Origin of the sequence: Pelagibius sp. (assembly GCF_965249265.1) — a bacterium.
Classification (GTDB): domain Bacteria; phylum Pseudomonadota; class Alphaproteobacteria; order Kiloniellales; family Kiloniellaceae; genus Pelagibius.
This window is the reverse complement of the sequence record NZ_OZ252224.1, coordinates 64,886-89,512: the sequence shown is the minus strand read 5'-3', so window position 1 is coordinate 89,512 and position 24,627 is coordinate 64,886. Positions and strand designations below refer to the sequence as shown.

Here is a 24,627-nt window from a genome sequence, read left to right as displayed (position 1 = left end):
AGCCGATTAAAGAGGAGGGAGATGGGTCGCCATCTCCCTTCTTTCTTTTTGGCCTCTCCAAACCTCCGGGGCCGCGTCAGGGACTTTTGAAGCCATGACTTGGCGGATCGAACGAAAGCGTATCGAGACGAAGCGGCTGGTGCTGCGGCCCTTTGAAGAAGCCGATGCCGCCGTTGTCCAGACCGATGTCGCGAACTGGGATATCGCCCGTATGACCACACGCATCCCCCATCCCTACCCGGCCGGGGCGGCAGCGGAATGGATCGCCAGCCATGGCGTGGCCGAAGAGCGGCATGGCGAAGCGATCTTCTGCATTGCCCTTGAAGGCGGATCCGTCGGCGCGATCAGCCTGCGCCGCAACAATCCGGACGCACAGGGCCCGGACACGGCGGAGATCGGCTATTGGCTGACGCCCGGGGTCTGGGGCCAAGGTCTGGCGACCGAATCCGCGAGCGCCCTGGTGGCGCAGGCCTTCGCGCATCCGCAACTCAGCGGACTGACATCCGGATACTTCAGCGACAATCCGGCCTCCGGCCGGGTCCTGGCCAAATGCGGCTTTCAACCGGTCGAAGACGAAAAAACCTGGAGCGAGGCGCGGCAGGACTTCGTAGTCTCCAAGCGCCTGGTTCTGCCCCGGGCGGTCTGGCGGGCAGAGATGGAAGAGGCGTCATGAAGTTCCTCGACGAGGCCAAGATCTTTTTGAAAAGCGGTGACGGCGGTAACGGCTGCATGTCCATGCGGCGCGAGAAGTACGTCGAGTTCGGCGGGCCCGACGGCGGCGACGGCGGGCGCGGCGGCGATATCGTCTTCGAGGCGGTCAACAGCCTTAACACGCTGATCGACTTTCGCTACCGCCAGCACTTCAAGGCCCCCCGCGGTGAAGGCGGCAAGGGCAAGAACATGACCGGCGCCGCCGGCAAACCCCTGGTCATCAAGGTCCCGGTCGGCACCCAGGTGCTGGACGAGGACAAGGAGACGGTGCTGCTCGACCTGACCGAAGAAGGCCAGCGCGTCGTCTATCTGACCGGCGGCGACGGCGGCTTCGGCAATGCCCGTTTCAAGTCCTCCACCAACCAGGCGCCGCGCCGCGCCGATCCGGGCTGGCCGGGCCAGGAACTCTGGGTCTGGCTGCGCCTGAAGCTGATCGCCGATGCCGGGCTGGTGGGCCTGCCGAATGCCGGCAAGTCGACCTTCCTATCCGTGGTCTCCCGCGCCAAACCCAAGATCGCCGACTATCCCTTTACCACCCTGCACCCCAACCTGGGCGTGGTGACCGTCGGCGAGGCGGACTTTGTCGTCGCCGACATCCCCGGCCTGATCGAGGGTGCCCACGAGGGCGCCGGGCTCGGCGACCGTTTCCTCGGTCACGTCGAACGCTGCGGCGTGCTGCTGCACCTGATCGACGGGACGCAGGAGGACGTCGTCGGCGCCTATCGGACCATCCGGACAGAGCTGACCGCCTATGGCGGCGCGCTGGCCGATAAGGTGGAGGTGGTCGGACTCAACAAGATCGACGCCCTGACCCCGGAAGAACGCGCCGAGAAGCAGGCCGCCCTGCAAGCCGCATCGGGGGCGGAAGTGCTGCTGCTCTCCGGCGCCAGCCGGGAGGGCGTGGATGAAGTCCTGGCCCGTCTGCTCCAACACATCGAAGCGGCCCGCGCCGCCGAGGCCGGTGAGGAGATCACCGCTGCGGGATATCAGCCGTGAGTACCGACTCTGCAGAAGCGCCCCTGGCGGCCGGGCATCATGACCTGCGCCGGGCCCGGCGGCTGGTCGTGAAGATCGGCTCGGCCCTGCTGGTCGACGAGGCAAGCGGCGCGGTCCGCCGCGACTGGCTGGATGCGCTCAGCGACGATGTCGCGGCCCTGTCCACCGCGGGCTGCGAGGTGGTGCTGGTTTCCTCCGGCGCTATCGCCGTGGGCCGGCGCCACCTGGGGCTGACCCAGAACGCCTTGAAGCTGGAGGAAAAGCAGGCCGCCGCGGCCACCGGCCAGATCCGCCTCGCCCATGCCTATCAGGAATCCCTGGCGCGCCACGACATCACCGTCGCCCAGATCCTGCTGACCCTGGACGATACGGAGGAACGGCGGCGCCACCTGAACGCGCGCTCAACCCTCAACACCCTGCTGAAGCTGCGCACCCTGCCGGTGATCAACGAGAACGACACCGTGGCGACCAGCGAAATCCGGGTCGGCGACAACGACCGTCTCGCCGCCCGGGTGGCGGCCATGCTGGGGGCCGACACCCTGGTGCTGCTCTCCGATATCGACGGGCTTTACAGCGCCGATCCGCGCAGCAACCCCCAGGCGGACTTCATTCCCGAGGTGGCGGAAGTCACCCCGGCGATCGAGGCCATGGCCGGAGCCGCGCCCAGCGACTATTCCAGCGGCGGCATGGTGACCAAACTGATGGCGGCCAAGGTGGCGACCGGCGCAGGCTGCCGCATGGTGATTACCGACGGACGGCGCCTCAATCCGCTGGCCGCTGTGATGGAGGGTGCCCGCTGCACCTGGTTCCTGGCCTCGGTCGAACCGCGCACGGCGCGCAAGCGCTGGATCGCCGGCAGCCTGAAACCCAGCGGCAAGCTGCTGCTCGACGACGGCGCACTCAAGGCGCTGGGCGACGGAAAGTCGCTGCTGCCTGCGGGTGTCACCGCCGTAGAGGGCAGCTTTCAGCGCGGCGACGCGGTACAGGTCTGCGATGGGACGGGGCGGGAGATCGCCCGCGGCCTGGCCGCTTATTCCGCCGCCGACGCGCGCCGTATCATCGGCCACAAGAGCCGTGAAATCGAAGCCATTCTCGGCTACCGTGGCCGGGAAGAGCTGGTCCACCGCGACGACCTCGTGGTGTCATAAAGCCGGATTTGGGAGAACGAGAAGATGTCCGCCGAGGCAGCCCCCCTACAACACAATGGGCAGCAGGATTCTTTGCAGGACCAGATGGCCGCTCTGGGCCGCAACGCCCGCGCGGCCGCGGCCGAACTGGCGCAGGCGAGGCCGGAAGCCAAGCAGCAGGCCCTTTTGGCCGCCGCCAAGGCGATCCGCGACAGCCACGCGGTTATTGAAGGGGCCAATGCCCGGGATATGGCCGCCGGCCGCGACAAGGGCATGACCGCCGCCCTGCTGGACCGCCTGGAGCTGACGCCGGAGCGCATCGAGGCCATGGCCCGGGGCCTGGAGGACATCGCCTCTTTCCCCGATCCGGTGGGCCGGGTGCTGGCCGAATGGGACCGGCCCAACGGCCTGAAGATCGCCCGGGTTTCCGTGCCTCTCGGCGTCATCGGCATCATCTACGAAAGCCGCCCCAATGTGACCGCCGATGCCGGCGCGCTCTGCCTGAAGTCCGGCAATGCCGCCATCCTGCGCGGCGGTTCTGAGAGCTTTCATTCCTCCGGCGCCATCCTCGACTGCCTGCAAAAGGGGCTGGCCGAAGCCGGGCTGCCGCAAGCGGCTATCCAGCGCATTCCCACCACCGACCGGGCGGCCGTCGGCATGCTGCTGACCATGAGCGATACGGTGGATGTCATCGTGCCCCGCGGCGGGCGCGGCCTGATCGAGCGGGTGCAGCGGGAAAGCCGGGTGCCGGTCTTCTCCCACCTCGACGGCATGGTACATACCTATGTGCACGCTTCCGCCGATCCCGCCATGGCCCGCGATTTGGTGGTAAACGCCAAGATGCGTCGCGTCGGCATCTGCGGCGCCACCGAGACGCTGCTGGTCGATGCCGCCCTGGCCGACAGCCAGCTACCGGCCCTGCTTTCGGCCCTGCAAGCGGCCGGCTGCGCCATCCGCGGCGATGAAACGGCCCAGGCCGCCGTTGAAGGCGTGGCGCCCGCCACGGCGGAGGACTGGGACACCGAATATCTGGCGCCGGTCATCGCGGTGAAGGTGGTCGCGGGCCCGGACGAGGCCATCGATCACGTAAACCGGCACGGGTCCCATCACACCGAGGCCATCATCGCCGAGGACGCCGCGGCTGCCGAACGCTTCCTCAACGAGGTCGATGCCGGAATTGTGATGCACAACGCCTCGACCCAGTTCGCCGACGGCGGCGAGTTCGGCATGGGCGCGGAGATCGGCATCTCGACCGGCAAGATGCACGCCCGCGGCCCGGTCGGCGCCGAACAGCTGACCAGCTACAAATACAAGGTTGTTGGCAGCGGCCAGGTCAGGCCCTGATCGCCCGGAAAAGGGGCGGTGCAAACGCCTTTATCAGCAAAGGCATTGTTCGTTGACATACAATTCTGCGGCTATGTAGCTTGCAGAGTCAGATTGGGCGCGATATAGCCGCCCTAGCTGCGTTACGAATAGGCGCACAAGCCGCAAAGGCAGCCACAACAAGAACAGGGAACAGGACAGCAAGAGACCATGGCGGGGTTGGTTTGAGCTAAAGATCATCGGACAAAAGCAGGCGCTGGACCGTCCTTGGTCCGCCTGGCGAAGCGATTCCCCGGCGGACTTTGGCTAGCGGATTTTGGTTAACGTCACCGACTTGGGTGGCCAAGCCTGATTACCGAAGAAACCGTAGCCCGGTTCTAGAACCGATGTCCGGGGCTCCTGCCTGATGAGAGACTTTCAGCCAATCCGCCTCAAAAGCGGCAATACCGTCCTGGACCTTCCGTCCGGTTGCTGACAGCATGACGCAAAACCAACAGTTGTAGTAGCAGGGAGAACAAGAATGAAATCCAGAACAGCTTTGCTGGCGGCAGTCCTGCTGGCCAGCACCAGTAGCTTCGCAATGGCCGACACCCTTCGCTGGACGCGGGCGGGTGACAGCCTTACCCTTGACCCCCATGCACAGAACGAGGGGCCAACCTCGGCGCTTGCCCACCAGATCATGGAGCCTCTGGTGATCCGTGACATGACCGGCAAGATCGTCCCGGCCCTGGCCACTGAATGGGCGCCCAGCGAGGAGGACCCCAACGTCTGGGTGTTCAAGCTGCGCGAAGGCGTCACCTTCCACGATGGGGCCGAGTTCGACAGCGAGGACGCGGTCTTCTCTTTCAATCGCGCCATGACCCCGGACAGCGACTTCAAGGAACTGCTGGCCTCGGTGAAAGAGGTCCGGGCGAACGGAAAGTACAGCTTCGAGATCGTCACCGACGGTCCCAATCCGATCATGCCGTCGAACCTGACCAACCTCTTCATCATCGACAAGGGTTGGGCCGAGGCGAACAACGCCGTCAAGGTTCAGGACTACGAAGGTGGCGAGGACACCTTTGCCGCCCGCAACGCCAACGGTACCGGCCCCTACAAGCTGGTCAGCCGCGAGCCGGATGCCAAGACCGTCCTCGCCATGAACGAGAACTACTGGGGCAAGGACGAATTCCCGATGGAGGTGACGGAGATCGTCTACACCCCCATCCAGAATGCGGCGACCCGCGTCGCGGCCCTGTTGTCCGGCGAGGTCGACTTTATCCAAGACGTTCCCGTGCAGGACCTGCAGCGCGTCGGCTCCACCGACGGCCTGAAGGTCATCACGGCACCGCAGAACCGGGTTATCTTCTTCGGTATGAACCAGGGTGACGCCGACCTGACGGCCGACAATGTCGACGGCAAGAACCCCTTCGCTGACAAGCGGGTGCGGCAAGCCATGAACATGGCCATCAACCGCGATGCCATCAAACAGGTGGTCATGCGCGGTCAGTCAATCCCCGCCGGTGTCGCCATGCCGCCCTTCGTGAACGGCTGGACGGAAGACCTCGACAGCCTGCCGGCCAACGACGTTGCCAAAGCCAAGGCGCTGATGGCCGACGCGGGTTACGCCGCCGGGTTCTCGATCCAGCTCGATTGCCCGAACGACCGCTACATCAACGATGAAGCGATCTGCCAGGCTGCGGTTGGCATGCTGGCCCAGATCGGTGTCGATGTGCGCCTCGATGCCAAGCCCAAAGCACAGCACTTCCCCTTGATCAACAACCTAGAGACCGACTTCTACATGCTCGGCTGGGGCGTGCCGACCTACGATTCGGAGTACATCTTCAACTTCCTGGCCCATACCAAGGGCGAGAAGTACGGTTCCTGGAACGGTACGCGTTTCTCCAACCCCGAACTCGATCAGCAAATTCAGCGGCTGGCTTCGGAGACCAATCTGGAAGAACGCAACCTGATGATCGCCAATATCTGGTCGGTTGTGCAGGACGAGGTGCTCTACATCCCGATCCACCATCAGGTGCTGAACTGGGGCATGTCAGCCAAAGTCGACACCATTGTCGACCCGGAGGACACGGCCAAGTTCAAGTACTTCAAGTTCAACTAGCGGAAACAGCGCGGGAAGCTCTCGGATTCAGTTCCGGGGCTTCCCGCCACCGACCCGGCCGGGCTGTTTTTTACGCCGGACTTTCCAGACCATAGCCGCCAACTGACTCCATGCTCGCCTTCACCATTCGCCGGTTTTTCCAGTCCTTCGTCGTCCTGCTGGTCGTCGGTCTGGTCGCCTTTTCCATGTTCCGCTTCGTGGGCGATCCCATAGACAACATGCTGGGACAGGAGCGCACCGGCGCCGACATCGAACGGCTGCGCAGCAATCTGGGGCTCGACCAGCCTTTCCCGATACAGTACCTGCGTTTTCTTGAAGGGGCGGTTCAGGGCAACTTCGGCGTCAGCTATCGCCAGGGCCGGCCGGTCGCCGACATCATCGCCGAGCGTCTGCCTGCGACCCTGGAGCTGGCCGCCGTCTCCGCCGTGCTGGCGATTGTCTTTGGGCTGATCCTCGGCGTCTTTACGGCGATCAGGAAGGACGGTTGGGCCGCAAACACCATCATGACCTTGTCGCTGGTCGGCGTATCGCTGCCCACATTCCTGATCGGAATTCTGCTGATTTATCTCTTTGCGGTCGAACTGAACGTGCTGCCCAGCTTCGGGCGCGGCGATGTCGTGGACCTGGGCTGGTGGCGCACCGGGTTTCTGACGGAATCGGGCCTAAAGGCCCTGATCCTGCCGTCGATTACCCTGGGCCTCTATCAGATGACCCTGATCATGCGGCTGGTGCGCTCGGAGATGCTGGAGGTTTTGCGCCAGGACTATATCCGGTTTGCACGGGCGCGGGGCCTGCGTGAAAAGTCCGTTCTCTTCCGCCACGCCCTCAAAAACACGCTGGTACCCGTCATCACCGTGACCGGCCTGCAACTCGGCTCCATCATCGCCTTTGCGATCATCACCGAAACGGTTTTCCAATGGCCAGGGGTCGGGCTGCTGTTCATCAACGCCATCCAGTTCGTCGATATTCCGGTCATGGCCGCCTATCTGATGCTGATATCGGTGATGTTTGTCGGCATAAACCTGATCGTCGACATGCTTTACTTCGTCATCGATCCCCGCCTGCGCGGTGACAACACGAAAGCAACGGCATAATGGAGAGCCAGCTTTCCCGGGCCTGGCAGTCCGATTTCATGTGGTCCTTTCGGCGCTCGCCCACGGCTGTCGTATCTTTCTTCGTCGTCCTGGTGCTGGTGCTGGGGGCTGTCTTTGCGCCGCTCGTTGCACCCCATAACCCCTTCGATCCCTCCTCGCTCAACCTGATGAACGGCTTCTCGAAGCCGATGCAGCCCAACGCCTTCACCGGCGACGCCTTCTGGCTGGGCACAGACGATCAGGGGCGCGACGTCTTCTCGACCATTCTCTACGGCATGCGGATATCGCTTTTCGTCGGCTTCTGCGCTGTCCTTTTTGCCATGGTGCTGGGTGTCACACTGGGACTGATCGCCGGCTATTCCGGCGGCACGGTAGGCACCGTGATCATGCGCATCGCCGACGTGCAGCTCACGTTTCCGGCCATCCTGGTGGCCATGCTGATCTTCGGTATCGCGAAGGGCTTCACCCCCGTACATCTGCGCGACCAGATGGCGATCTGGGTGCTGATCTTCGCCATCGGACTTTCGGACTGGGTGCAGTTCGCCCGTGTCGTACGGGGCGCCACCCTGGTGGAGAGAAAAAAGGACTATGTCCAGGCCGCCAGTCTCAATGGCCGCAAAGCGGTGGGCATTATGCTGCGACACATCCTGCCCAACGTCTTGGGCCCGGTTCTGGTGATCGCCACCATCAGCCTCGCCCTCGCTATCATCGCTGAGGCCACACTCTCCTTCCTGGGTGTCGGGGCACCGCCGACCCAGCCGTCCCTCGGCACCCTGATCCGTATCGGCCAGGGCTTCCTCTTCTCCGGCGAGTGGTGGATTCTGTTCTTCCCGGCCGTCACCCTTCTGGTGCTTGCCCTGTCGGTTAACCTGCTGGGCGACTGGCTGCGCGACGTCTTGAACCCGAGGCTGCGGTGATGGCGGAGGCCGTCCTATCCATTCGCGAGCTGGTGGTCGAAATACCGACCCGCCATGCCGTGCTGCGGCCCGTTGACAGGGTCAGCTTCGACATCGCCCCCGGCGAGATCCTGGGCGTGGTCGGGGAAAGCGGCGCCGGCAAGTCGATGACCGGCAACGCCGTGATCGGCCTGCTCGACCGGCCGGCCCATATCGCCAGCGGAGAGATCCTGCTGAACGGTACGCGCATCGACAATCTGACCAAGGATCGTCTGCGACGCGTGCGCGGGAAACAGATCGGCATGGTCTTCCAGGACCCCCTCACATCACTCAATCCGCTTTTGCCCATCGGTGAGCAGATTGCGGAGACCATTCTGGAACACTTGCCGGTCAGCCGGGCCGAGGCCGAAAGCCGCGCCGTCGCCGCGTTGGAGGAAGTCGGCATCCCGGCCGCCGCCGCACGCATCGGCAGCTACCCGCACGAATTCTCCGGCGGCATGCGCCAACGTGTCGTCATCGCCCTGGCGCTCTGCGCCGAACCCGCATTGGTGATTGCCGACGAGCCGACAACCGCCCTCGACGTTTCGGTGCAGGCCCAGATCATCGCTCTGCTGAAGCAGCTCTGCCGGGAACGCGGCACCGCGGTCATGCTGGTCACCCACGACATGGGGGTCATCGCCGAGGCCGTCGACCGCGTCGCGGTCATGTATGCCGGCCGGCTGGCTGAAATCGGCGCCGTAAGAGACGTTCTGACGCGCCCGGCCCATCCCTATACAACCGGCCTCATGGCTTCTACGCCGCTCGCCTCCAAGGGCCTGAAACGGCTCAACCAGATTCCCGGCGCCATGCCGCCCCTGTCTCGGCTGCCGGAGGGCTGCGCCTTTCATCCGCGCTGTCCCCAGGCGGCGGAGCGCTGCCGCAAGGAGCCGGGCCCGACTCTTGCTGCCGGGGGCGGCCGGGCGGCCTGCTGGTTTGCTAGAGAGCCCGTAGCATGAGAGCGCTGGTTTCGGTCATGCACCTGACACGGATTTTCGACGTTTCCAAACCCTGGCTGAATCGCCTGCTCGAGGGAAAACCGAAAGCCTTCCTGCAGGCCGTCTCCGATGTCAGCTTCGACATCGAAGAGCGCAGCGTCTATGCGTTGGTTGGCGAGAGCGGCTCGGGCAAGTCGACCATCGGCAAGATGATCGTTCACCTCCTGCCGCCCTCAAGCGGGGCCATAGAGATCGAGGGGATCGACCTCGCCCGCAACAGCGACCGCCAGCGTGTCGAGAAAATCCGCACCGACATCCAGATGGTGTTCCAGGATCCCTATGCCAGCCTGAATCCGCGCTGGCGGGTGCGTGACATCATAGCCGAGCCGGTCACCGCGCGCGGCGGTAAAGCAGACGGCCTGGCCGAACGGCTCTTGGAGCAGGTTGGTCTCTCCGCCGCCGATGCCGGCAAGTATCCGCACGAGTTTTCGGGCGGTCAGCGGCAGCGTATATGCATCGCCCGGGCGCTCGCATCGGAACCCAAGTTGATCGTCTGCGATGAACCCACTTCAGCCCTTGACGTCTCGGTGCAGGCACAGGTGTTGAACCTGATGAGCGACCTGAAGGAGGAATTCGGCCTTACCTATCTGTTCATCAGCCACGACCTGACCGTCGTCGAACACATGGCGGACCGCATCGGCGTGCTCTACCTCGGCCGGCTGGTCGAGGAGGCGCCGCGCGACGTGCTGTTTTCGGACCCAAAGCATCCCTATACGCAGATGCTTTTTGCGGCGGCGCCGAAGCTTGACGGCTTCGGGCGCGAGGTGGAGCCTCCTAAGGGCGAGATCCCCGACCCTATCAATCCGCCGTCGGGCTGCGCCTACCATCCGCGCTGCCCGAGAGCCGTTGCCCGTTGTACACTGGAGCGCCCGGAGATGCGGACCCTGGGCGACAGCCGTGTCGCCTGTCACTTGGCCGAATAGAGCAGTCAGCCAAAGACGGCAGGCTTTGCGGTTCTGATTGAAAGGACCGCCAACGCCCCGCAAACTGCCTGGCGACAACCAAGCCACAATCCGCATGATCCCGCGCAGCTCGTCTAAGCCATACACTCCGTTGACCCCCGCCGGCCTGGGCGCCGCCCTGGCGGGCCGCGTCCCGGCGCCGGGCAGCCGTGTCGGCCTGCTCGGCGGCTCCTTTAATCCGGCCCATGACGGCCACCTGGAGATCAGCCGGGAAGCCCTGCGGCGCCTCGATCTCGACTCTGTCTGGTGGCTGGTTTCACCGCAGAATCCCTTGAAATCGACGGTCGGCATGGCCCCGCTGGACGAACGCCTGGCGACCGCCCGGGCCGCCGCCGAGGACCCACGGATCCTGCCCACCGGACTGGAAACGGCCCTGGGCACCGCCTACACCGCCGACACCCTGCTGGCGCTGACCCGCCTGCTGCCCAAGGTCCGCTTCGTCTGGCTCATGGGCGCAGATAACTTGATTCAAGTTCATAATTGGCAGAATTGGCAGCAAATCTTTAATACCGTAGCCGTTGCGGTTTTCGACCGCCCCTCCTATTCTTTCAGGGCGTTGTCTGGAAGAGCAGCGCTTTCCTTCGCCCGGTACCGCCTCAACGAGGCTTCGGCGAGGCGCTTGGCGGAGGAGCGGCCGCCGGCGTGGGTGTTCATTCGTTGCCGCTTGAATCCCCAGTCAGCGACCGATATCCGGGCAACATCGGACGGCTAAGGCCATGGCCGGCTGCAGGCAGTAGCGGGAAAGGTCTGATAGCCAGCGTACCAACAGACAGGAGGCCTAAAGTCATACTGCAAGACACCGGGGCCATTGCGGCCGACAAGCAGGACGCGCTCGCACAGAGCCGGCGCCTGCTGAACTTGGTTCAGTCCTCTCTCGAGGACGACAAGGCCGACGACATCGTCGTCATCGAACTCGCCGACAAATCCAGCATCGCAGACTTCATGGTTATCGCCAGCGGCCGCTCCCAGCGGCAGCTCAGCGCGATGGCCCAGCATCTGCGTGAGAAGCTGAAAGCCGCGGGCGTGCACGGCATCGCCGCCGAGGGGCTGGAACGTTGCGACTGGGTTCTGATCGACAGCGGCGATGTGATCGTCCACCTCTTCCGCCCGGAAGTCAGGGAGTTCTACAATCTGGAAAAGATGTGGGGCGTAAACCTGCAGGCAGTCGAAGAGGATGCGGAGACCCCTGCCGGCTCAGCCTGACCGGACAGCGGGAACGATAAACCTCGCGGGAGCATACTCCCGGCGATATCCGGCCCCGGACGGTCGGCCTGAAAGGGCTCCCGGTCCCCCGGTCGGTGGAATTGGTTGCGGAAAATGCGCATTACCCTGGCAGCCATCGGCAAGGCCAAACCCGGCGCTGCTAGAGACCTCTACGACCACTACGCGGGCCGTCTGCGCAGCCACCTCACCCTCAAAGAGGTCGAGGAGCGCCGCGCCCTGAAAGCCCAGGCCCTCAAGGAACAGGAAGGAAAGCTGCTGTTGGCCGCCGTGCCGCGCGGCGCCCGGATCATCGCCCTGGACGAGGGCGGCAAAGATCTCAGCAGCCGCGACTTCGCCGCCCTGCTTGGGCGCTGGCGCGATGAAGGTATCCAGGAAACGGCTTTTCTGATCGGCGGCGCCGAGGGCCTGTCGCAGGCGGCGCGGCAGGCCGCCGATGTGACCCTCTGTCTGGGCCGCTTGACCTGGCCGCATATGCTGGTCCGCGGCCTTTTGGCCGAGCAGCTGTTCCGCGCCGAGAGTATTCTCGCCGGGCACCCTTACCACCGGGGCTGATCATTGGGATTGACCGGTAAACACTTAATTTGCCGCAAGCATGCTATAACCGCCGCGACGCAGCCGATGAACAAAGGCAAACCGGAATGACAGAGACGCAAGCCGCAGATGCTCCCGCCAGTGACAAGGCTTCGGGCCCACGGCCCGTCATCCTCTGCATCCTCGACGGCTGGGGCCACCGTACGAGCTGCGAGAACAATGCAATCTGCGAAGGGCCGACACCGAACCTGGACCGCATGCTGAAGGAACTGCCCAACGCCCTGATCGACGCCTCCGAAGGCGAGGTCGGGCTGCCGGAGGGCCAGATGGGCAACTCCGAGGTCGGTCACATGAACCTCGGCGCCGGCCGGGTGGTGATGCAGGACCTGCCGCGCATCGACGCCGCCATCGCCGATGGTTCCTTCAGAGACATGCAGGCTCTGCAGGACGCCATCGCCGCGTTGAAGCAATCCGGCGGCACCGCCCATGTGATGGGTCTGATGTCGCCCGGCGGCGTGCATTCCCACCAGGACCAGATCGCCGCCCTGGCCGAGGTGCTGGCGGGCGCCGGTATTCCGGTGGCGGTCCATGCCTTCCTCGACGGCCGCGACACCCCGCCGCGCAGCGCCATCGACTTCCTCAAGGACTTCCAGGTCAAGGCCCCCAACGCCGGGATCGCCACGGTCTCCGGGCGCTACTATGCAATGGACCGCGACAAGCGCTGGACAAGGGTCGAAAAAGCCTATGCCGCGCTGATGAACGGCAAAGGCGAACAGGCCGGTGACGCCGTGAGCGCGGTCGAACAGAGCTACGCAGCCGACACCAACGACGAATTCGTACTGCCGACCGTCATTGCCGACTATCCGGGCATGGCCGACGGCGACGGCCTCTTCATAGCCAACTTCCGCGCCGACCGCGCCCGCGAAATCCTGACCGTGCTGCTCGACCCGGCCTTCGACGGCTTCGATGCCGGCAAGCCGCGGGATTTTGCCGCCCGCGTCGGCATGGTCTCCTACTCGACCGACCTCGACCCCTTCCTCGCCACGCTGTTCCCGCCGGAGGACCTGGCCGGAACGCTGGGCGAGATCGTGGCGGCGCACGGCAGGCGGCAGCTTCGCATCGCCGAGACAGAGAAGTACGCCCACGTCACTTTCTTCTTCAACGGCGGCCGCGAGGATGTCTTCGACGGCGAAGAACGCATCCTGGTTCCTTCGCCCGATGTCGCCACCTACGACCTGCAGCCGGAGATGTCGGCGCCGGAAGTAACGGACAAGCTGGTGGAAGCCATCGATTCCGGCCGCTTCGATCTCGTGGTGGTGAACTACGCCAACGGCGACATGGTCGGCCACACCGGCGATCTCGTCGCCGCCATGAAGGCGGTGGCCTGCGTCGATACCTGCGTCGGCCGTCTGGCGGAAGCGGCGGAGAAGGCCGGCGGCTGCATTCTGCTGACCGCGGACCACGGCAACGCCGAACAGATGACCGACGAAAGCACCGGCCAGGCCCATACCGCCCACACCATGAACAAGGTGCCGCTGCTGCTGATCAACGGCCCCGAAAAGGTGACGGGCCTCAGCGGCGGGCGCTTGGCCGACATCGCGCCGACCATCCTGGATCTGATGAATCTGCCGCGCCCCGCGGCAATGACCGGAACCAGCCTGTTGCAAACCAAGTCCTCGCTCGGCGAGGCGGCTGCGGAATAGTCTTGCGGCCTCCCATCCCTTCGGCGGCCCGCCGACGCCAGCCGTTCCGGTTTGCCGGTTTCTGCCTGCTGGCCCTGGCTGTCATGCCCGTGGCGGGCGCGCAGGCGCAGCAAAACCAGGACGACCTTCAGGCGCTTGAGCGCTCCCTGGAAGCCGACCGGGCGCGGGCGGAAACCTTGAGAAACGCCGCCCAAGCACTGACAGCGGAGGTCGAAGCCCTGCGCGAAAGAGCCATCACCGCCGCGGCCCGGACCCAAAGCCTGGAAACCGAGATCGGCGAGGCGGAACGCAGCCTCGCCGCCCTGGACCGCGAAGAAGCCGAAAAGACCGACCGGCTCGCGAAACGGCGCAGCCAGCTTGCCCAGACCCTGGGGGCCTTGCAGCGCTTGGCGCTGCAGCCGCCGGAGGCAGCCCTGGGCCGGGCCGAACAGCCGATCGATTCCGCCCGGGCGGCAATGTTGCTGAAGGTTGCCGTGCCGGCCCTGGAGGAACGGGCGGACGCACTGCGCGCGGAGCTCGGCGACCTGGCGATCCTGCGGGCCCGCATCGCCATCAAGCGGGACGACCTAGGGGCTGCACGCGGCGCCCTGAAATCGGAGCGCGACCGCCTCTCCGCCCTGCTTACCCGCAAGGCTTCGCTGCAGGAAAGCACCGAGGGCGAACGCCAGGAAACCGAAGAGCGCATCGCGCGGATGGCCCGTGAGGCCGGTGATCTCAGAGAATTGATGGAGCGCCTGGAGGCCGAAGCCGCCGAGCAGCGGCGCCAGGAAGAAGCACGCCGGCTGGCCGAAGAAAAGCGCCAGGCGGAAGCAAGGGCCGCCGCCGAGCGCGAGGCGGCCGAGGAAGAACGCCTGGCCGAGGCCGCGCGGCTGGCGGCCGAAGAGGCCAAGGCCGCCGAAAAAGCCCAGCAAACCGCCCGTCTCGCGCCACCGAGCAACCTCCGGGCCTTCCCGGAAACCCCGGCGAGCCTGAACATGCCGATGCGCGGAGAGATCGTGCGGCTTTATGGTCAAGCGGGCTCAACCGCCGGTGAAACCGCGAAGGGAATCACTATTCGCGGGCGCCCCGGGGCGCAGATTGTGGCCCCCTTTGACGGCAGAATTGCCTATTCCGGCCCCTTTCGGGGCTATGGGCAAATCTTGATCATCGACCATGGCGAGCGATATCATACGATACTTGCCGGTCTCGATCAGATCGATGCCGTGGTCGGACAATGGGTTCTGGCCGGTGAACCAGTCGCTCGGATGAGCGATCTCGCCGGCGGCAGTGCGGAGCTCTACCTGGAACTTCGCCGCACAGGACAGGCAATCAACCCCCTGCCCTGGCTGGCGACCAATGATGACAAGGTGCGAGGTTAATGCGCAAACTCCAGATCCCGGTCCTTTTGGCCGCTTTTCTTATCATTCTTCCCACGATGTCTTCCGCCCAGGAGGATCGTTCGGAAACCTATCGCCAACTGAAGCTGTTCAGCGATGTCTTCGAAAGAGTCCGCGCCGACTACGTCGAAGAGGTGACCGACGAGCAACTCATCGAGTTCGCCATTCAGGGCATGCTCTCCACCCTCGATCCGCATTCCAGTTATCTGAACGCCGATTCCTTCGGGGACATGCGCGTACAGACCAAGGGTGAGTTCGGCGGCCTCGGCATCGAGGTGACCATGGAGAACGGCTTCGTGAAGGTGGTCTCGCCGATCGACGACACCCCGGCGGCCCGCGCCGGTGTCGAGCCGGGCGACTTCATCACCCACCTGGACGGCGAAGCCATCCTGGGCCTCAGCCTGAATGAAGCGGTCGACAAGATGCGCGGACCGGTGAACACCGATCTACGGCTGACCATCCGGCGCGAGGGCTCCGAGCCCTTCGACCTGACGATCACCCGCGACATCATCAAGATCCGCTCGGTGCGCAACCGGGTTGAGGATAACGTCGGCTATATCCGCATCACGACCTTCAACCAGCAGACCACGCCGGGCCTGAAGAAAGCCATCGAGGACATCAAGGCCGAGCTGGGCAGCGAGCTGAAGGGCTTCGTCATCGACCTGCGCAACAATCCGGGCGGCCTGCTTGACCAGGCCATCGACGTCTCAGACGCCTTCATAAGCCAGGGGGAGATCGTCTCGACCCGTGGCCGGGTGGTCGACGATTCCCAGCGCTTCAACGCCAAGGACGGTGATCTGGCCGAGGGCCTGCCCATCGTGGTTCTGATCAACGGTGGTTCGGCCTCGGCTTCGGAGATTGTCGCCGGCGCCCTGCAGGACCATCGCCGCGCCATCATCATGGGAACCCGCTCCTTCGGCAAAGGCTCGGTGCAAACCATCATTCCGCTTGGCCTCAACGGCGCCATGCGTCTGACGACGGCGCGCTACTTCACGCCCTCCGGCCGTTCGATCCAGGCCCTCGGCATCGACCCCGATATCGTGGTCGAGGCGGCGACCATCGAACAGCAGGAGACCACCGGGCCCGGCCGGCGCGAAGCCGACCTGCGCGGCGCCCTGGACAATCCCAACGGCGAAAACGGCCTGGATAGCGAAGACGCGACCGACGGTGAAGTGGAGGCCCACGCGCTGTCGGAAGCCGCCGAACAGGACTATCAACTGGCCCGTGCCGTCGACCTGCTGCGCGGTCTGGCCCTTTACAACCGGCGTGTCGTAAACTAGCGAAAGGAAACGAACGCTGATTCGGCGCCGGGGGGGCGCCGGAAAGCGGGCCGTGACGGGAGCCCGGTATCGAGATATGACGAGTCGTCTCTGGACAACTCGCTGGCAACAGCACCGCGCGTACCCCGGGTACGCGCGGTCTGTCGTATAGAGGCAGCCCGACTTGCGCCAGTTCCTTAAAAACAACCGTCTGCTCATCGCCGCCTGGATCATCGCCCTCGCTGCTCTGGGTGGCGGCCTGGGTTATCTTTTGCTGACTCCGGTGCCGCCACCCGCGGTGGTCGATACGGTTACGCTGGCGGTACCGGCCCCACCGCCCCCACCACCGGCACCTGAAGCCGAAACCCTGCCGGAAGCCACCGCAGCGCTGCCCCCCGAAGAAGGGGCCGACCCGGCGGCAACACCCGAGGCCGCCGATGGAGCAGAAGCGCCGGAAGGCGCCGCGGCTGAAGAGACACTGCCCCCGGAACCATCGCCGGCTGAAACCGCGCCGGACACCGCCGCAACGCCCCCGGCGCCGGAAAGCGAAACCATCGCCATCCCGCAGCCAAAGCCCGAACCGCCAGTTCAGGAAGAGACAGCCCCGGAACAAACCGCCCCGGAACAAGCTGCCCAGCAACAAACCGCTGCAACGGCGCCCGATGAACCTGGGCCCAATGAACCCGCGCCCAACGAATCCGTTCTGGACGCGGAGCCGGTGCCGGAAAATGCGGCACCAACGGTGGAGGATCAACAAGCGGTCAACGTCCCGCTGGTCCCGCCGTCGCCGGAGGAACTGCCCTACTGGCAGCGTTACCGTCAACCTTTCAACGATGCCGACGAGCGGCCGCGGGTCGCCGTGGTGCTGAGCGGCCTTGGCCTGTCGGACTCCGCCACCCAGGCGGCCATCGACAACCTGCCCGCCGCCATCACCCTGTCCTTCAGCCCCTACGCCCGCGGGCTGGAACGTTGGATTGCGCTTGCCCGCGCACGCGGTCATGAGGTCATGCTGGACCTGCCGATGGAGCCGACGAGCTTTCCCAACGACGACCCCGGGCCCCAGGCCTTGCTGACGTCCCTTTCCGCCGAAGACAATCTCGACCGCCTCGACTGGGTACTCAGCCGCGGCAGCGCCTATGTCGGTGTCGCCGGCAGCATGGGCTCGCGCTTCACGGCCTCGCTGCAGCAGATGGAACCGGTGCTGAAGGAGCTGAAGTCGCGCGGACTCATCTTTCTCGACAACCGCACCACGGATCGATCGGTAGTGCCGGCTATCGCCCTGGAGATCGGCCTGCGTTCGGCCTTCAACAACCGGGCGATCGACGAGCGTCAGGCCAGCCGTGTCGCCATTGACGCCAGACTGGCGCAGATCGAACGCATTGCGCTTTCAGAGGGCTTCGCCGTCGCCATGGCCCAACCCTATCCCGTGACCCTGGACCGCCTCGCCGAGTGGTCGACGGAACTGACCGCACGCGGCATCGTCATCGCGCCGATTTCCGCCTTGATCGACCGTCAGGAGCAACCTTGATGCTCACCGCGGAGCAAATCGCCAAACTGCCCTACCGCCCCTGCGTCGGGGTGGTTCTGCTGAACGCGGAGCGGCGTGTGTTCATCGCCAAGCGCATCGACGCCAGCAAAGACAATCCCCACGCCTGGCAGATGCCCCAGGGCGGCATCGACAAAGGCGAGGACCCGCAACAAGCCGCCCTGCGCGAACTGCACGAAGAGATCGGCACCGACAAGGTGGAGGTGATTGCGGAAAGCGCGGACTGGCTGCGCTACGACTTCCCCCCAGAGCTGGTCGAGAAGGTGCGCCGCGGGCGCTATCGCGGACAGGAGCAGAAGTGGTTCGTCATGCGCTTTCTCGGGTCGGACAGCGACATCGACCTGGAAACCGAACACCCGGAATTCAGTGACTGGCGCTGGGAGGATCTGGAAAAACTGCCGGCGCTCACCATCGCGTTCAAACGCGATCTCTACACGGAAATCGTGCGGGAATTCCGACACCTCGTGGCCTGAGACGCCCCCTGAACGAGCAAGGGGCAGCTTTATCAGGCGGCGGCGGGTGTCCAACGGCTGCGCAGCCGCATGAAGCCGAAAAGCAGGCGCGACAGCGGCCCCGTGATGGGGTTCTGCGGGCTGAGGCCAGCGGCCTTGAAGGTCATCGAGACGGCGCGCTGCACATGGCTCAGCCGATAGCAGGCATAGGCCCGCTTCATGTAGGCCTGGCCGTGTTTCTTTCGGTCGTAGGGCTGCTCGTTCTCGTTGGCGGCATAAAACGCATAGGCGAGTTCGTCGTCCTCGCTCTCGCCGATACGGCCGAGCGCCACCGCGAGACGGCGCCACTTGCCGATCCGCTCGTGTTCGAGATAACGCTTCAGGTGGGTATAGAAGAGTTTGTAGTGGCGCAGTTCGTCGGCGGCGATGTTGCGGCAGATCGCCTTCAGCACCGGTTCATCGGTCAGACTGGCGATCGAGGCGTAATAAGACGAGGTGCCGACCTCGACGATGCAGCGGGCCACCAGCTCACCGGAGCGCGAGCCGCGCACCGACTCCGGCGCGTCGACGGGAATCTGATAGCCGTCCCGGAAACGCTGGATGCTGGCGTCGAAGTCAAACGCCTGGTCCGCCATGGCAGCCCATCTGGCCAGGGCCTCGCCATGCTGAACCTCTTCCTGGGCCCAGATCTTGGCGGCAGCCTGAAAGGCGGTATCGTCGGGAAAGACATTACACAGGTAATCGGCGTAGATACCGCCGTTGTATTCCACCAGGCTGGCGGCCTTGATGATCTTGACCAGTTCCGGATCAACCCTCGTGCGGTCAAACTGCTGCCAGGGAATATCGTCGAGAGTCCAGTGACTTGCCGCCATCGAAAACGCCTGTTCCCAGTTCCTAAACCAGTCGACTCTGTAACGGATTTGTGAAGCTTTGAAAACGGCGGCAATCTACCACAGGGTTGCGGACAATCAACCGTATCGATCCTGTGGTTGTTCCACGCGGGTAGTCCTCCGGCCCACAGGCCGTCCGCCGCCCGTCTGTTCAGGGGCGGACGTAACATGAGGCTGGAGAAAAAGAGGTCAGCCCGCCGCTTTCAGCATGGCCTCGGAAACGGCAATCTGCCGTTCCGCCGCCGCCTTTTCCAAGTCGGTCTTGGCATCGAGCAGGTCGTCGCGGGCGTCGCTCAAACGCTGCTCCGTGGCGGCCCGGTCGATATCACCGACCGCAACAGCCTCTTCCGCCAACACCGTGCAGCGCGCCGGCGTCACCTCGGCAAAACCGCCAGCGACAAAAATCGAGTCGGTAACCGTGCTGCCCTCATGAACCTGGATCACGCCGGGGCGCAGGGTCGAGATCATCGGCGAATGCCGGGTGAGGACACCAAAGTCGCCTTCTTCGCCCGGCACCACCACCATCTCGACGTCCTGAGACAGCAGCAGGCGCTCCGGAGAGACCAGTTCAAAAGCGATCTTGCCTTCGGCCATGGTTTTGCCGCCCGTTCTCTATCCGATTTTCTCTATCTGATTCCAGCCCAGCGCCTTAGGCGGCTTCCGCCGCCAGCTTGCGCGCCTTCTCGACCGCCTGCTCGATCGGGCCGACCATGTAGAAGGCCGCCTCGGGCAGGTGATCGTACTCGCCGTCGCAGATGCCCTTGAAACCGCGCACGGTATCCTCGATGGAAACCTGCACGCCGGGGCTGCCGGTGAAGACCTGGGCGACGTCGAAAGGCTGCGACATGAAACGCTGGATCTTGCGCGCCCGGGCCACCGTCAGTTTGTCTTCTTCCGACAGCTCGTCCATGCCCAGGATGGCGATGATGTCCTGCAGCGCCTTGTAGCTCTGCAGAATGCGCTGCACCTCACGGGCGACGGCATAGTGTTCCTCGCCGACCACCTGGGGATCGAGGATCCGGCTGGTAGAGTCGAGCGGATCGACCGCGGGATAGATGCCCAGCTCGGCAATCTGGCGCGACAGCACCGTCGTCGCATCCAAGTGGGCGAAGGAGGTCGCCGGCGCCGGATCGGTCAAGTCGTCCGCAGGCACGTAAATGGCCTGGACCGAGGTGATCGAGCCCTTCTTGGTGGTCGTGATGCGCTCCTGCAGGGTGCCCATGTCCGTCGCCAGGGTCGGCTGATAGCCCACCGCCGAGGGAATGCGGCCCAAGAGCGCCGACACCTCGGAGCCCGCCTGGGTGAAGCGGAAGATGTTGTCGACGAAGAACAGCACGTCCTGGCCTTCCTCGTCGCGGAAGTATTCGGCCTGGGACAGACCGGTCAGGGCGACACGGGCACGCGCGCCCGGCGGCTCGTTCATCTGGCCGAAGACCAGGGCCACCTTGGAGTCGCCCTCCAGGTCGATAACCCCGGACTCCATCATCTCATGATAGAGGTCGTTGCCTTCGCGGGTCCGCTCGCCGACACCGGCAAACACCGAATAGCCGCCGTGGGTCTTCGCGACGTTGTTGATCAGCTCCTGGATCAGCACCGTCTTGCCGACGCCGGCGCCGCCGAACAGGCCGATCTTACCGCCGCGCGAATAGGGCGCGAGAAGGTCCACGACCTTAATGCCGGTGACCAGCATTTCGGCCTCGGTCGACTGCTCGGCGAACTCGGGCGCTTCGCGGTGGATCGGCGCCGTGCCGGCCGCATTGACCGGCCCGCGCTCGTCGATCGGCTCACCGATGACGTTGATGATGCGGCCCAGCATCTCCGGGCCCACCGGAACCGAAATCGGCTTACCGGTATCGGTCACCTCCTGGCCGCGGACCAGACCCTCCGAAGCATCCATGGCGATGGTGCGCACCACGTTGTCACCCATGTGCTGCGCGACCTCGAGCACCAGACGCTTGTTGTCGTTGGTGGTCTCCAACGCGTTGAGGATCGGCGGCAGGTCGCCGGTGAACTGCACGTCCACCACCGGGCCCATCACCTGGGTAACTTTGCCAACGAGATTTGCTGCCATCTTCTTGCTCCTTGGTGCCCGCTGCGCCCCAGCGGGCGCGGCCCTAATGCAACGGCGGGCGGTCCGCCGCTACATTGCTTCCTTAGCGGAAATAATTTCGATCAGTTCGCCGGTGATCGCGGCCTGACGCGTACGGTTGTAGATCAGCGTCAGGTTATTGATCATATCGCCGGCGTTGCGTGTTGCATTGTCCATCGCGGTCATCCGCGCGCCATGTTCACTTGCCGCGTTCTCCAGCAGACCCTTGAAGATCTGAATGGAGAGGTTGGTCGGCAGAAGCGCCGTCAGGATCTCTTCCTCGCCCGGCTCGTATTCATAAGTCGCGCCGTTCAGACCCTCATCGGGGTTGTCGTCGGCCTTGTCGGCCTCTTCGTCGCCGTTATCGCTTTCGGCTATGGCGAAGGGGATCAGTTGCTGCGGCGTCACAATCTGCGAGATCGCCGAACGGAACTCGGCATAGATCAGCGTGCAGACGTCGAACTCACCGGCCTCGAACATCGCCACGATACGCTCACCGATGGAGGATGCCTTGTCGAAGGAAAGCTTCGGCTTGGCGACATCCTCGATGGTGTCGACGATCATGCCGCTGAAGTCGCGGCGCAGCTGGTCGCGGCCCTTCCGCCCGATGCAGAAAAACTTTACCGTCTTGCCGTCGTCCAGCAGTTTGCGGGCCAGACGCCGGGCCTCGCGGACGATCGAGGTGTTGAAGCCGCCGCAGAGGCCGCGGTCGGCAGTCGCCACCAGGATCAGATGGGTTTCGTCGGAACCCGAGCCGGCCAGCAGTTTCGGCGCCCCGGCCTGACCGGCCGCAGCCGCCGCCAGGGAGCCCAGCATCCGGTCCATACGCTGCGCGTAGGGGCGCGAAGCCTCTGCCTGCTCCTGGGCGCGGCGCAGCTTGGCCGCCGCCACCATCTTCATGGCAGAGGTGATCTTTCGCGTCGATTTGACGCTGTCGATCCGCACTTTAAGGTCTTTGAGATTCGGCATCAGCCGGGCCCCGCTCCGCCTTTTCTAGTAGATCCGTAACCCTCTGCGGTCAGGCCGCAAAGGTCTTGGCGAAGGAATCGAGGAAGCCTTTCAGCTTCTCGTCCGTCGCATCGGAGATCGCCTGATCGTTGCGGATCGCGGCCAGGATGTCGGCACCGTCGGCGCGCAGCTTGGCGAGAAGCTGCGATTCGAAGGCCGTGACCTTGTTGACCGGCACATCGTCGACATAACCGCGCACGCCGGCGAAGATCACTGCCACCTGCTCTTCGACCGCCAGCGGCGAATACTGACTCTGCTTCAACAGCTCGGTCAGGCGCGAACCACGGGCCAGCAGGCGCTGGGTCGCCGCATCGAGGTCGGAGGCGAACTGCGAGAAGGCCTCCATCTCACGATACTGGGCCAACTCCAGCTTGATGGTGCCGGCAACCTGCTTCATCGCCTTGATCTGCGCGGCGGAGCCGACACGGCTGACCGAGAGGCCGACGTTCAGCGCCGGTCGAATGCCCTTATAGAACAGGCCGGTTTCCAGGAAGATCTGGCCGTCGGTGATCGAGATCACGTTGGTCGGGATATAGGCCGAAACGTCACCGGCCTGGGTCTCGATGACCGGCAGCGCCGTCAGGCTGCCGTTGCCGGCATCGTCGCCCATCTTCGCCGCGCGCTCCAGCAGGCGGGAGTGAAGATAGAAGACGTCACCGGGATAGGCTTCGCGGCCCGGCGGGCGGCGCAGCAGCAGCGACATCTGACGGTAGGCCACGGCCTGCTTGGAGAGATCGTCGTAGATGATCACGGCGTGGGAGCCGTTGTCGCGGAAGTACTCGCCCATGGCGCAGCCCGTGTAAGGCGCCAGGAACTGCAGCGGTGCGGGCTCGGAGGCGGAGGCGGCCACGACGATCGAGTATTCCAGCGCGCCCTGGTCTTCCAGGATCTTCACGAACTTGGCGACAGAAGAGCGCTTCTGGCCGACGGCGACATAGATGCAGTAGAGCTTCTTGGACTCGTCGTCGCCCTGGTTGATCGGCTTCTGGTTGATGATGGTGTCGAGCGCGATGGCGGTCTTGCCGGTCTGGCGGTCGCCGATGATCAGCTCACGCTGGCCGCGGCCGATGGGGATCAGCGCGTCGATGGCCTTCAGGCCCGTCTGCATGGGCTCATGCACCGACTTGCGGGGAATGATGCCCGGCGCTTTCACGTCCACACGGGCGCGCTGCGCACCCTCGATGGGGCCCTTGCCGTCGATCGGATTGCCCAGCGCGTCGACCACGCGGCCCAGCAGGCCGCGGCCCACGGGCACGTCAACGATCTCGCCGGTCCGCTTGACCGTGTCGCCTTCCTTAATGCCCCGGTCTTCGCCGAAGATCACGACACCGACGTTGTCGACTTCCAGGTTCAGCGCCATGCCCTTGATGCCGCCGGGGAATTCGACCATCTCGCCGGCCTGCACATTGTCCAGGCCATGGACACGGGCAACGCCGTCGCCCACGGAGAGAACCTGCCCGACCTCGGCGACGTCGGCCTCGTTGCCGAAGTTTTCAATCTGGTCTTTCAGAATGGCGGAAATTTCCGCGGCGCGGATGTCCATCATCCGACCCCTTTCATGGCGAGTTGTAGTCGTTGCAATTTGCTGCGCAGGGAGGAGTCGATCATCCGGCTGCCGACCTTGACGATCAGACCGCCGATCAACGCCGGATCGACCTTCAGATCCAACTGGACCTTGCTGCCGACCGATGAGCGCAGTGCGTCTAGGAGAGCGGCCTGCTGGCCGTCGGAAAGATTACGGGCCGAGGTGACCTCCGCCGTGATTTCGCCGCGGCGCTCCGCCAGCTCGGCGAGATAAGCCTCGATCATCGCCGGCAGCGCGAAAAGGCGGTTGTTCTGGGCCACCACCAGCACAAAGCGGTGGGTCAACTGGCCGAGGCCGGCCTTGTCCATGATCGCCGCGACAGCCTTGCTCTGCTGCGCCTTGGAATAGATCGCGCTGCTGAACAGCCGGCGCAGGTCCGCGCTCTCGGCAATCAGCGTCCGCAACTGTTTCAAATCCCCGGCGACCTCGTCGAGCGCATTGCGCTCGTCGGCCAGATCGAGCAACGCGGAGGCATAGCGCCCTGCCAGGTCGCTCAAGCTCGTGTTATCACCAGCCAAGCCCGATTTCCTCGAAAGTCCTTGTTAGCCCTGCCCGCACGGCTGACCCATTATCGGGGAATGAGAGAGAACTTGCGTCCCGGCACCCCTGAGCCTTGCACACGGCGGTGAACCCGCCGACGAGCGCGGGTTTGGTATCATAGGTGAAAGGGTGTTGCAAGGAGCCTAGACCTGCTTTGGGAAAGCGTTGCGGAACCAAGAT

General features: G+C 64.5%; 23 protein-coding genes. 17 read left to right on the top strand and 6 right to left on the bottom strand.

Annotated features, from left to right (window positions below; translation table 11 throughout):
* Nucleotides 1–94 precede the first annotated feature (94 nt).
* The 17 genes from ACP146_RS00425 to ACP146_RS00345 all read left to right on the top strand — a co-directional run bounded on the left by ACP146_RS00425 (nt 95) and on the right by ACP146_RS00345 (nt 18,356).
* Nucleotides 95–673 carry a GNAT family N-acetyltransferase gene (locus ACP146_RS00425; protein WP_422364787.1) on the top strand — a complete coding sequence of 193 codons (579 nt, stop codon included), beginning with the start codon at nt 95–97 and terminating at the stop codon, nt 671–673.
* Nucleotides 670–1,707: a GTPase ObgE gene (gene obgE / locus ACP146_RS00420; protein ID WP_422364786.1), complete on the top strand. Its 1,038-nt coding sequence runs from the start codon at nt 670–672 to the stop codon at nt 1,705–1,707. Before ACP146_RS00425 ends, obgE begins: the two co-directional genes overlap by 4 nt.
* The gene (gene proB, locus ACP146_RS00415; protein WP_422364785.1) at nt 1,704–2,855 is read left to right on the top strand and encodes a glutamate 5-kinase; all 1,152 of its coding nucleotides are present in this window, start codon (nt 1,704–1,706) and stop codon (nt 2,853–2,855) included. Before obgE ends, proB begins: the two co-directional genes overlap by 4 nt.
* An 84-nt stretch (nt 2,856–2,939) precedes the next feature.
* A complete protein-coding gene (locus ACP146_RS00410) occupies nt 2,940–4,178 on the top strand; it encodes a glutamate-5-semialdehyde dehydrogenase (RefSeq protein ID WP_422369604.1) in 1,239 nt (412 codons plus the stop codon).
* Nucleotides 4,179–4,677: 499 nt separating this feature from the next.
* Nucleotides 4,678–6,258: an ABC transporter substrate-binding protein gene (locus ACP146_RS00405; RefSeq protein ID WP_422364784.1), complete on the top strand. Its 1,581-nt coding sequence runs from the start codon at nt 4,678–4,680 to the stop codon at nt 6,256–6,258.
* A gap of 110 nt (nt 6,259–6,368) precedes the next feature.
* Nucleotides 6,369–7,352 carry an ABC transporter permease gene (locus ACP146_RS00400; RefSeq protein ID WP_422364783.1) on the top strand — a complete coding sequence of 328 codons (984 nt, stop codon included), beginning with the start codon at nt 6,369–6,371 and terminating at the stop codon, nt 7,350–7,352.
* Complete coding sequence (locus ACP146_RS00395) at nt 7,352–8,269, top strand: ABC transporter permease (protein WP_422364782.1); 918 nt, start codon at nt 7,352–7,354, stop codon at nt 8,267–8,269. Before ACP146_RS00400 ends, ACP146_RS00395 begins: the two co-directional genes overlap by 1 nt.
* A complete protein-coding gene (locus tag ACP146_RS00390) occupies nt 8,269–9,243 on the top strand; it encodes an ABC transporter ATP-binding protein (protein ID WP_422364781.1) in 975 nt (324 codons plus the stop codon). Before ACP146_RS00395 ends, ACP146_RS00390 begins: the two co-directional genes overlap by 1 nt.
* Complete coding sequence (locus ACP146_RS00385) at nt 9,240–10,205, top strand: ABC transporter ATP-binding protein (RefSeq protein ID WP_422364780.1); 966 nt, start codon at nt 9,240–9,242, stop codon at nt 10,203–10,205. Before ACP146_RS00390 ends, ACP146_RS00385 begins: the two co-directional genes overlap by 4 nt.
* Before the next feature lie 130 nt (nt 10,206–10,335).
* Complete coding sequence (locus tag ACP146_RS00380) at nt 10,336–10,956, top strand: nicotinate-nucleotide adenylyltransferase (protein WP_422364779.1); 621 nt, start codon at nt 10,336–10,338, stop codon at nt 10,954–10,956.
* A 146-nt stretch (nt 10,957–11,102) separates the two neighbouring features.
* Nucleotides 11,103–11,447, top strand: coding sequence for a ribosome silencing factor (gene rsfS / locus ACP146_RS00375; protein ID WP_422364778.1), 345 nt, complete (start codon nt 11,103–11,105; stop codon nt 11,445–11,447).
* Between the two features lie 114 nt (nt 11,448–11,561).
* On the top strand, nt 11,562–12,020 hold the full coding sequence (gene rlmH, locus ACP146_RS00370) for a 23S rRNA (pseudouridine(1915)-N(3))-methyltransferase RlmH (RefSeq protein WP_422364777.1): 459 nt from the start codon (nt 11,562–11,564) through the stop codon (nt 12,018–12,020).
* Between the two features lie 86 nt (nt 12,021–12,106).
* Nucleotides 12,107–13,702, top strand: coding sequence for a 2,3-bisphosphoglycerate-independent phosphoglycerate mutase (gene gpmI, locus ACP146_RS00365; RefSeq protein ID WP_422364776.1), 1,596 nt, complete (start codon nt 12,107–12,109; stop codon nt 13,700–13,702).
* A gap of 2 nt (nt 13,703–13,704) precedes the next feature.
* On the top strand, nt 13,705–15,060 hold the full coding sequence (locus ACP146_RS00360) for a murein hydrolase activator EnvC family protein (protein ID WP_422364775.1): 1,356 nt from the start codon (nt 13,705–13,707) through the stop codon (nt 15,058–15,060).
* The gene (locus ACP146_RS00355; RefSeq protein WP_422364774.1) at nt 15,060–16,358 is read left to right on the top strand and encodes a S41 family peptidase; all 1,299 of its coding nucleotides are present in this window, start codon (nt 15,060–15,062) and stop codon (nt 16,356–16,358) included. Before ACP146_RS00360 ends, ACP146_RS00355 begins: the two co-directional genes overlap by 1 nt.
* A gap of 163 nt (nt 16,359–16,521) precedes the next feature.
* Nucleotides 16,522–17,865, top strand: a complete 1,344-nt coding sequence (locus tag ACP146_RS00350) for a divergent polysaccharide deacetylase family protein (RefSeq protein ID WP_422364773.1) — start codon at nt 16,522–16,524, stop codon at nt 17,863–17,865.
* The gene (locus tag ACP146_RS00345) at nt 17,865–18,356 is read left to right on the top strand and encodes an RNA pyrophosphohydrolase (protein WP_422364772.1); all 492 of its coding nucleotides are present in this window, start codon (nt 17,865–17,867) and stop codon (nt 18,354–18,356) included. The genes ACP146_RS00350 and ACP146_RS00345 overlap by 1 nt, the downstream gene beginning before the upstream one ends.
* Before the next feature lie 32 nt (nt 18,357–18,388).
* Here the strand turns inward: ACP146_RS00345 and ACP146_RS00340 are convergent, their stop codons facing one another.
* The 6 genes from ACP146_RS00340 to ACP146_RS00315 all read right to left on the bottom strand — a co-directional run bounded on the left by ACP146_RS00340 (nt 18,389) and on the right by ACP146_RS00315 (nt 24,425).
* Nucleotides 18,389–19,207, bottom strand: a complete 819-nt coding sequence (locus ACP146_RS00340) for an acyl-ACP desaturase (RefSeq protein ID WP_422364771.1) — start codon at nt 19,205–19,207, stop codon at nt 18,389–18,391.
* A 207-nt stretch (nt 19,208–19,414) separates the two neighbouring features.
* Nucleotides 19,415–19,819: a F0F1 ATP synthase subunit epsilon gene (locus tag ACP146_RS00335; protein WP_422364770.1), complete on the bottom strand. Its 405-nt coding sequence runs from the start codon at nt 19,817–19,819 to the stop codon at nt 19,415–19,417.
* 55 nt (nt 19,820–19,874) lie between these two features.
* Nucleotides 19,875–21,296 carry a F0F1 ATP synthase subunit beta gene (gene atpD, locus ACP146_RS00330; protein WP_422364769.1) on the bottom strand — a complete coding sequence of 474 codons (1,422 nt, stop codon included), beginning with the start codon at nt 21,294–21,296 and terminating at the stop codon, nt 19,875–19,877.
* A 69-nt stretch (nt 21,297–21,365) separates the two neighbouring features.
* Nucleotides 21,366–22,283: a F0F1 ATP synthase subunit gamma gene (locus ACP146_RS00325; RefSeq protein WP_422364768.1), complete on the bottom strand. Its 918-nt coding sequence runs from the start codon at nt 22,281–22,283 to the stop codon at nt 21,366–21,368.
* A 49-nt stretch (nt 22,284–22,332) separates the two neighbouring features.
* On the bottom strand, nt 22,333–23,865 hold the full coding sequence (gene atpA, locus ACP146_RS00320; RefSeq protein ID WP_422369603.1) for a F0F1 ATP synthase subunit alpha: 1,533 nt from the start codon (nt 23,863–23,865) through the stop codon (nt 22,333–22,335).
* Nucleotides 23,865–24,425, bottom strand: coding sequence for a F0F1 ATP synthase subunit delta (locus ACP146_RS00315; RefSeq protein WP_422364767.1), 561 nt, complete (start codon nt 24,423–24,425; stop codon nt 23,865–23,867). Before ACP146_RS00315 ends, atpA begins: the two co-directional genes overlap by 1 nt.
* Nucleotides 24,426–24,627: the final 202 nt, after the last annotated feature.

Coding starts and splice junctions, on each gene's coding strand:
- ACP146_RS00425 (WP_422364787.1), top strand. CDS start 95: ATGACTTGGCGGATCGAACGAAAGCGTATCGAGACGAAGCGGCTGGTG.
- obgE (WP_422364786.1), top strand. CDS start 670: ATGAAGTTCCTCGACGAGGCCAAGATCTTTTTGAAAAGCGGTGACGGC.
- ACP146_RS00410 (WP_422369604.1), top strand. CDS start 2,940: ATGGCCGCTCTGGGCCGCAACGCCCGCGCGGCCGCGGCCGAACTGGCG.
- ACP146_RS00405 (WP_422364784.1), top strand. CDS start 4,678: ATGAAATCCAGAACAGCTTTGCTGGCGGCAGTCCTGCTGGCCAGCACC.
- ACP146_RS00400 (WP_422364783.1), top strand. CDS start 6,369: ATGCTCGCCTTCACCATTCGCCGGTTTTTCCAGTCCTTCGTCGTCCTG.
- ACP146_RS00395 (WP_422364782.1), top strand. CDS start 7,352: ATGGAGAGCCAGCTTTCCCGGGCCTGGCAGTCCGATTTCATGTGGTCC.
- ACP146_RS00390 (WP_422364781.1), top strand. CDS start 8,269: ATGGCGGAGGCCGTCCTATCCATTCGCGAGCTGGTGGTCGAAATACCG.
- ACP146_RS00385 (WP_422364780.1), top strand. CDS start 9,240: ATGAGAGCGCTGGTTTCGGTCATGCACCTGACACGGATTTTCGACGTT.
- rlmH (WP_422364777.1), top strand. CDS start 11,562: ATGCGCATTACCCTGGCAGCCATCGGCAAGGCCAAACCCGGCGCTGCT.
- gpmI (WP_422364776.1), top strand. CDS start 12,107: ATGACAGAGACGCAAGCCGCAGATGCTCCCGCCAGTGACAAGGCTTCG.
- ACP146_RS00355 (WP_422364774.1), top strand. CDS start 15,060: ATGCGCAAACTCCAGATCCCGGTCCTTTTGGCCGCTTTTCTTATCATT.
- ACP146_RS00345 (WP_422364772.1), top strand. CDS start 17,865: ATGCTCACCGCGGAGCAAATCGCCAAACTGCCCTACCGCCCCTGCGTC.
- ACP146_RS00340 (WP_422364771.1), bottom strand. CDS start 19,207: ATGGCGGCAAGTCACTGGACTCTCGACGATATTCCCTGGCAGCAGTTT.
- ACP146_RS00335 (WP_422364770.1), bottom strand. CDS start 19,819: ATGGCCGAAGGCAAGATCGCTTTTGAACTGGTCTCTCCGGAGCGCCTG.
- atpD (WP_422364769.1), bottom strand. CDS start 21,296: ATGGCAGCAAATCTCGTTGGCAAAGTTACCCAGGTGATGGGCCCGGTG.
- ACP146_RS00325 (WP_422364768.1), bottom strand. CDS start 22,283: ATGCCGAATCTCAAAGACCTTAAAGTGCGGATCGACAGCGTCAAATCG.
- atpA (WP_422369603.1), bottom strand. CDS start 23,865: ATGGACATCCGCGCCGCGGAAATTTCCGCCATTCTGAAAGACCAGATT.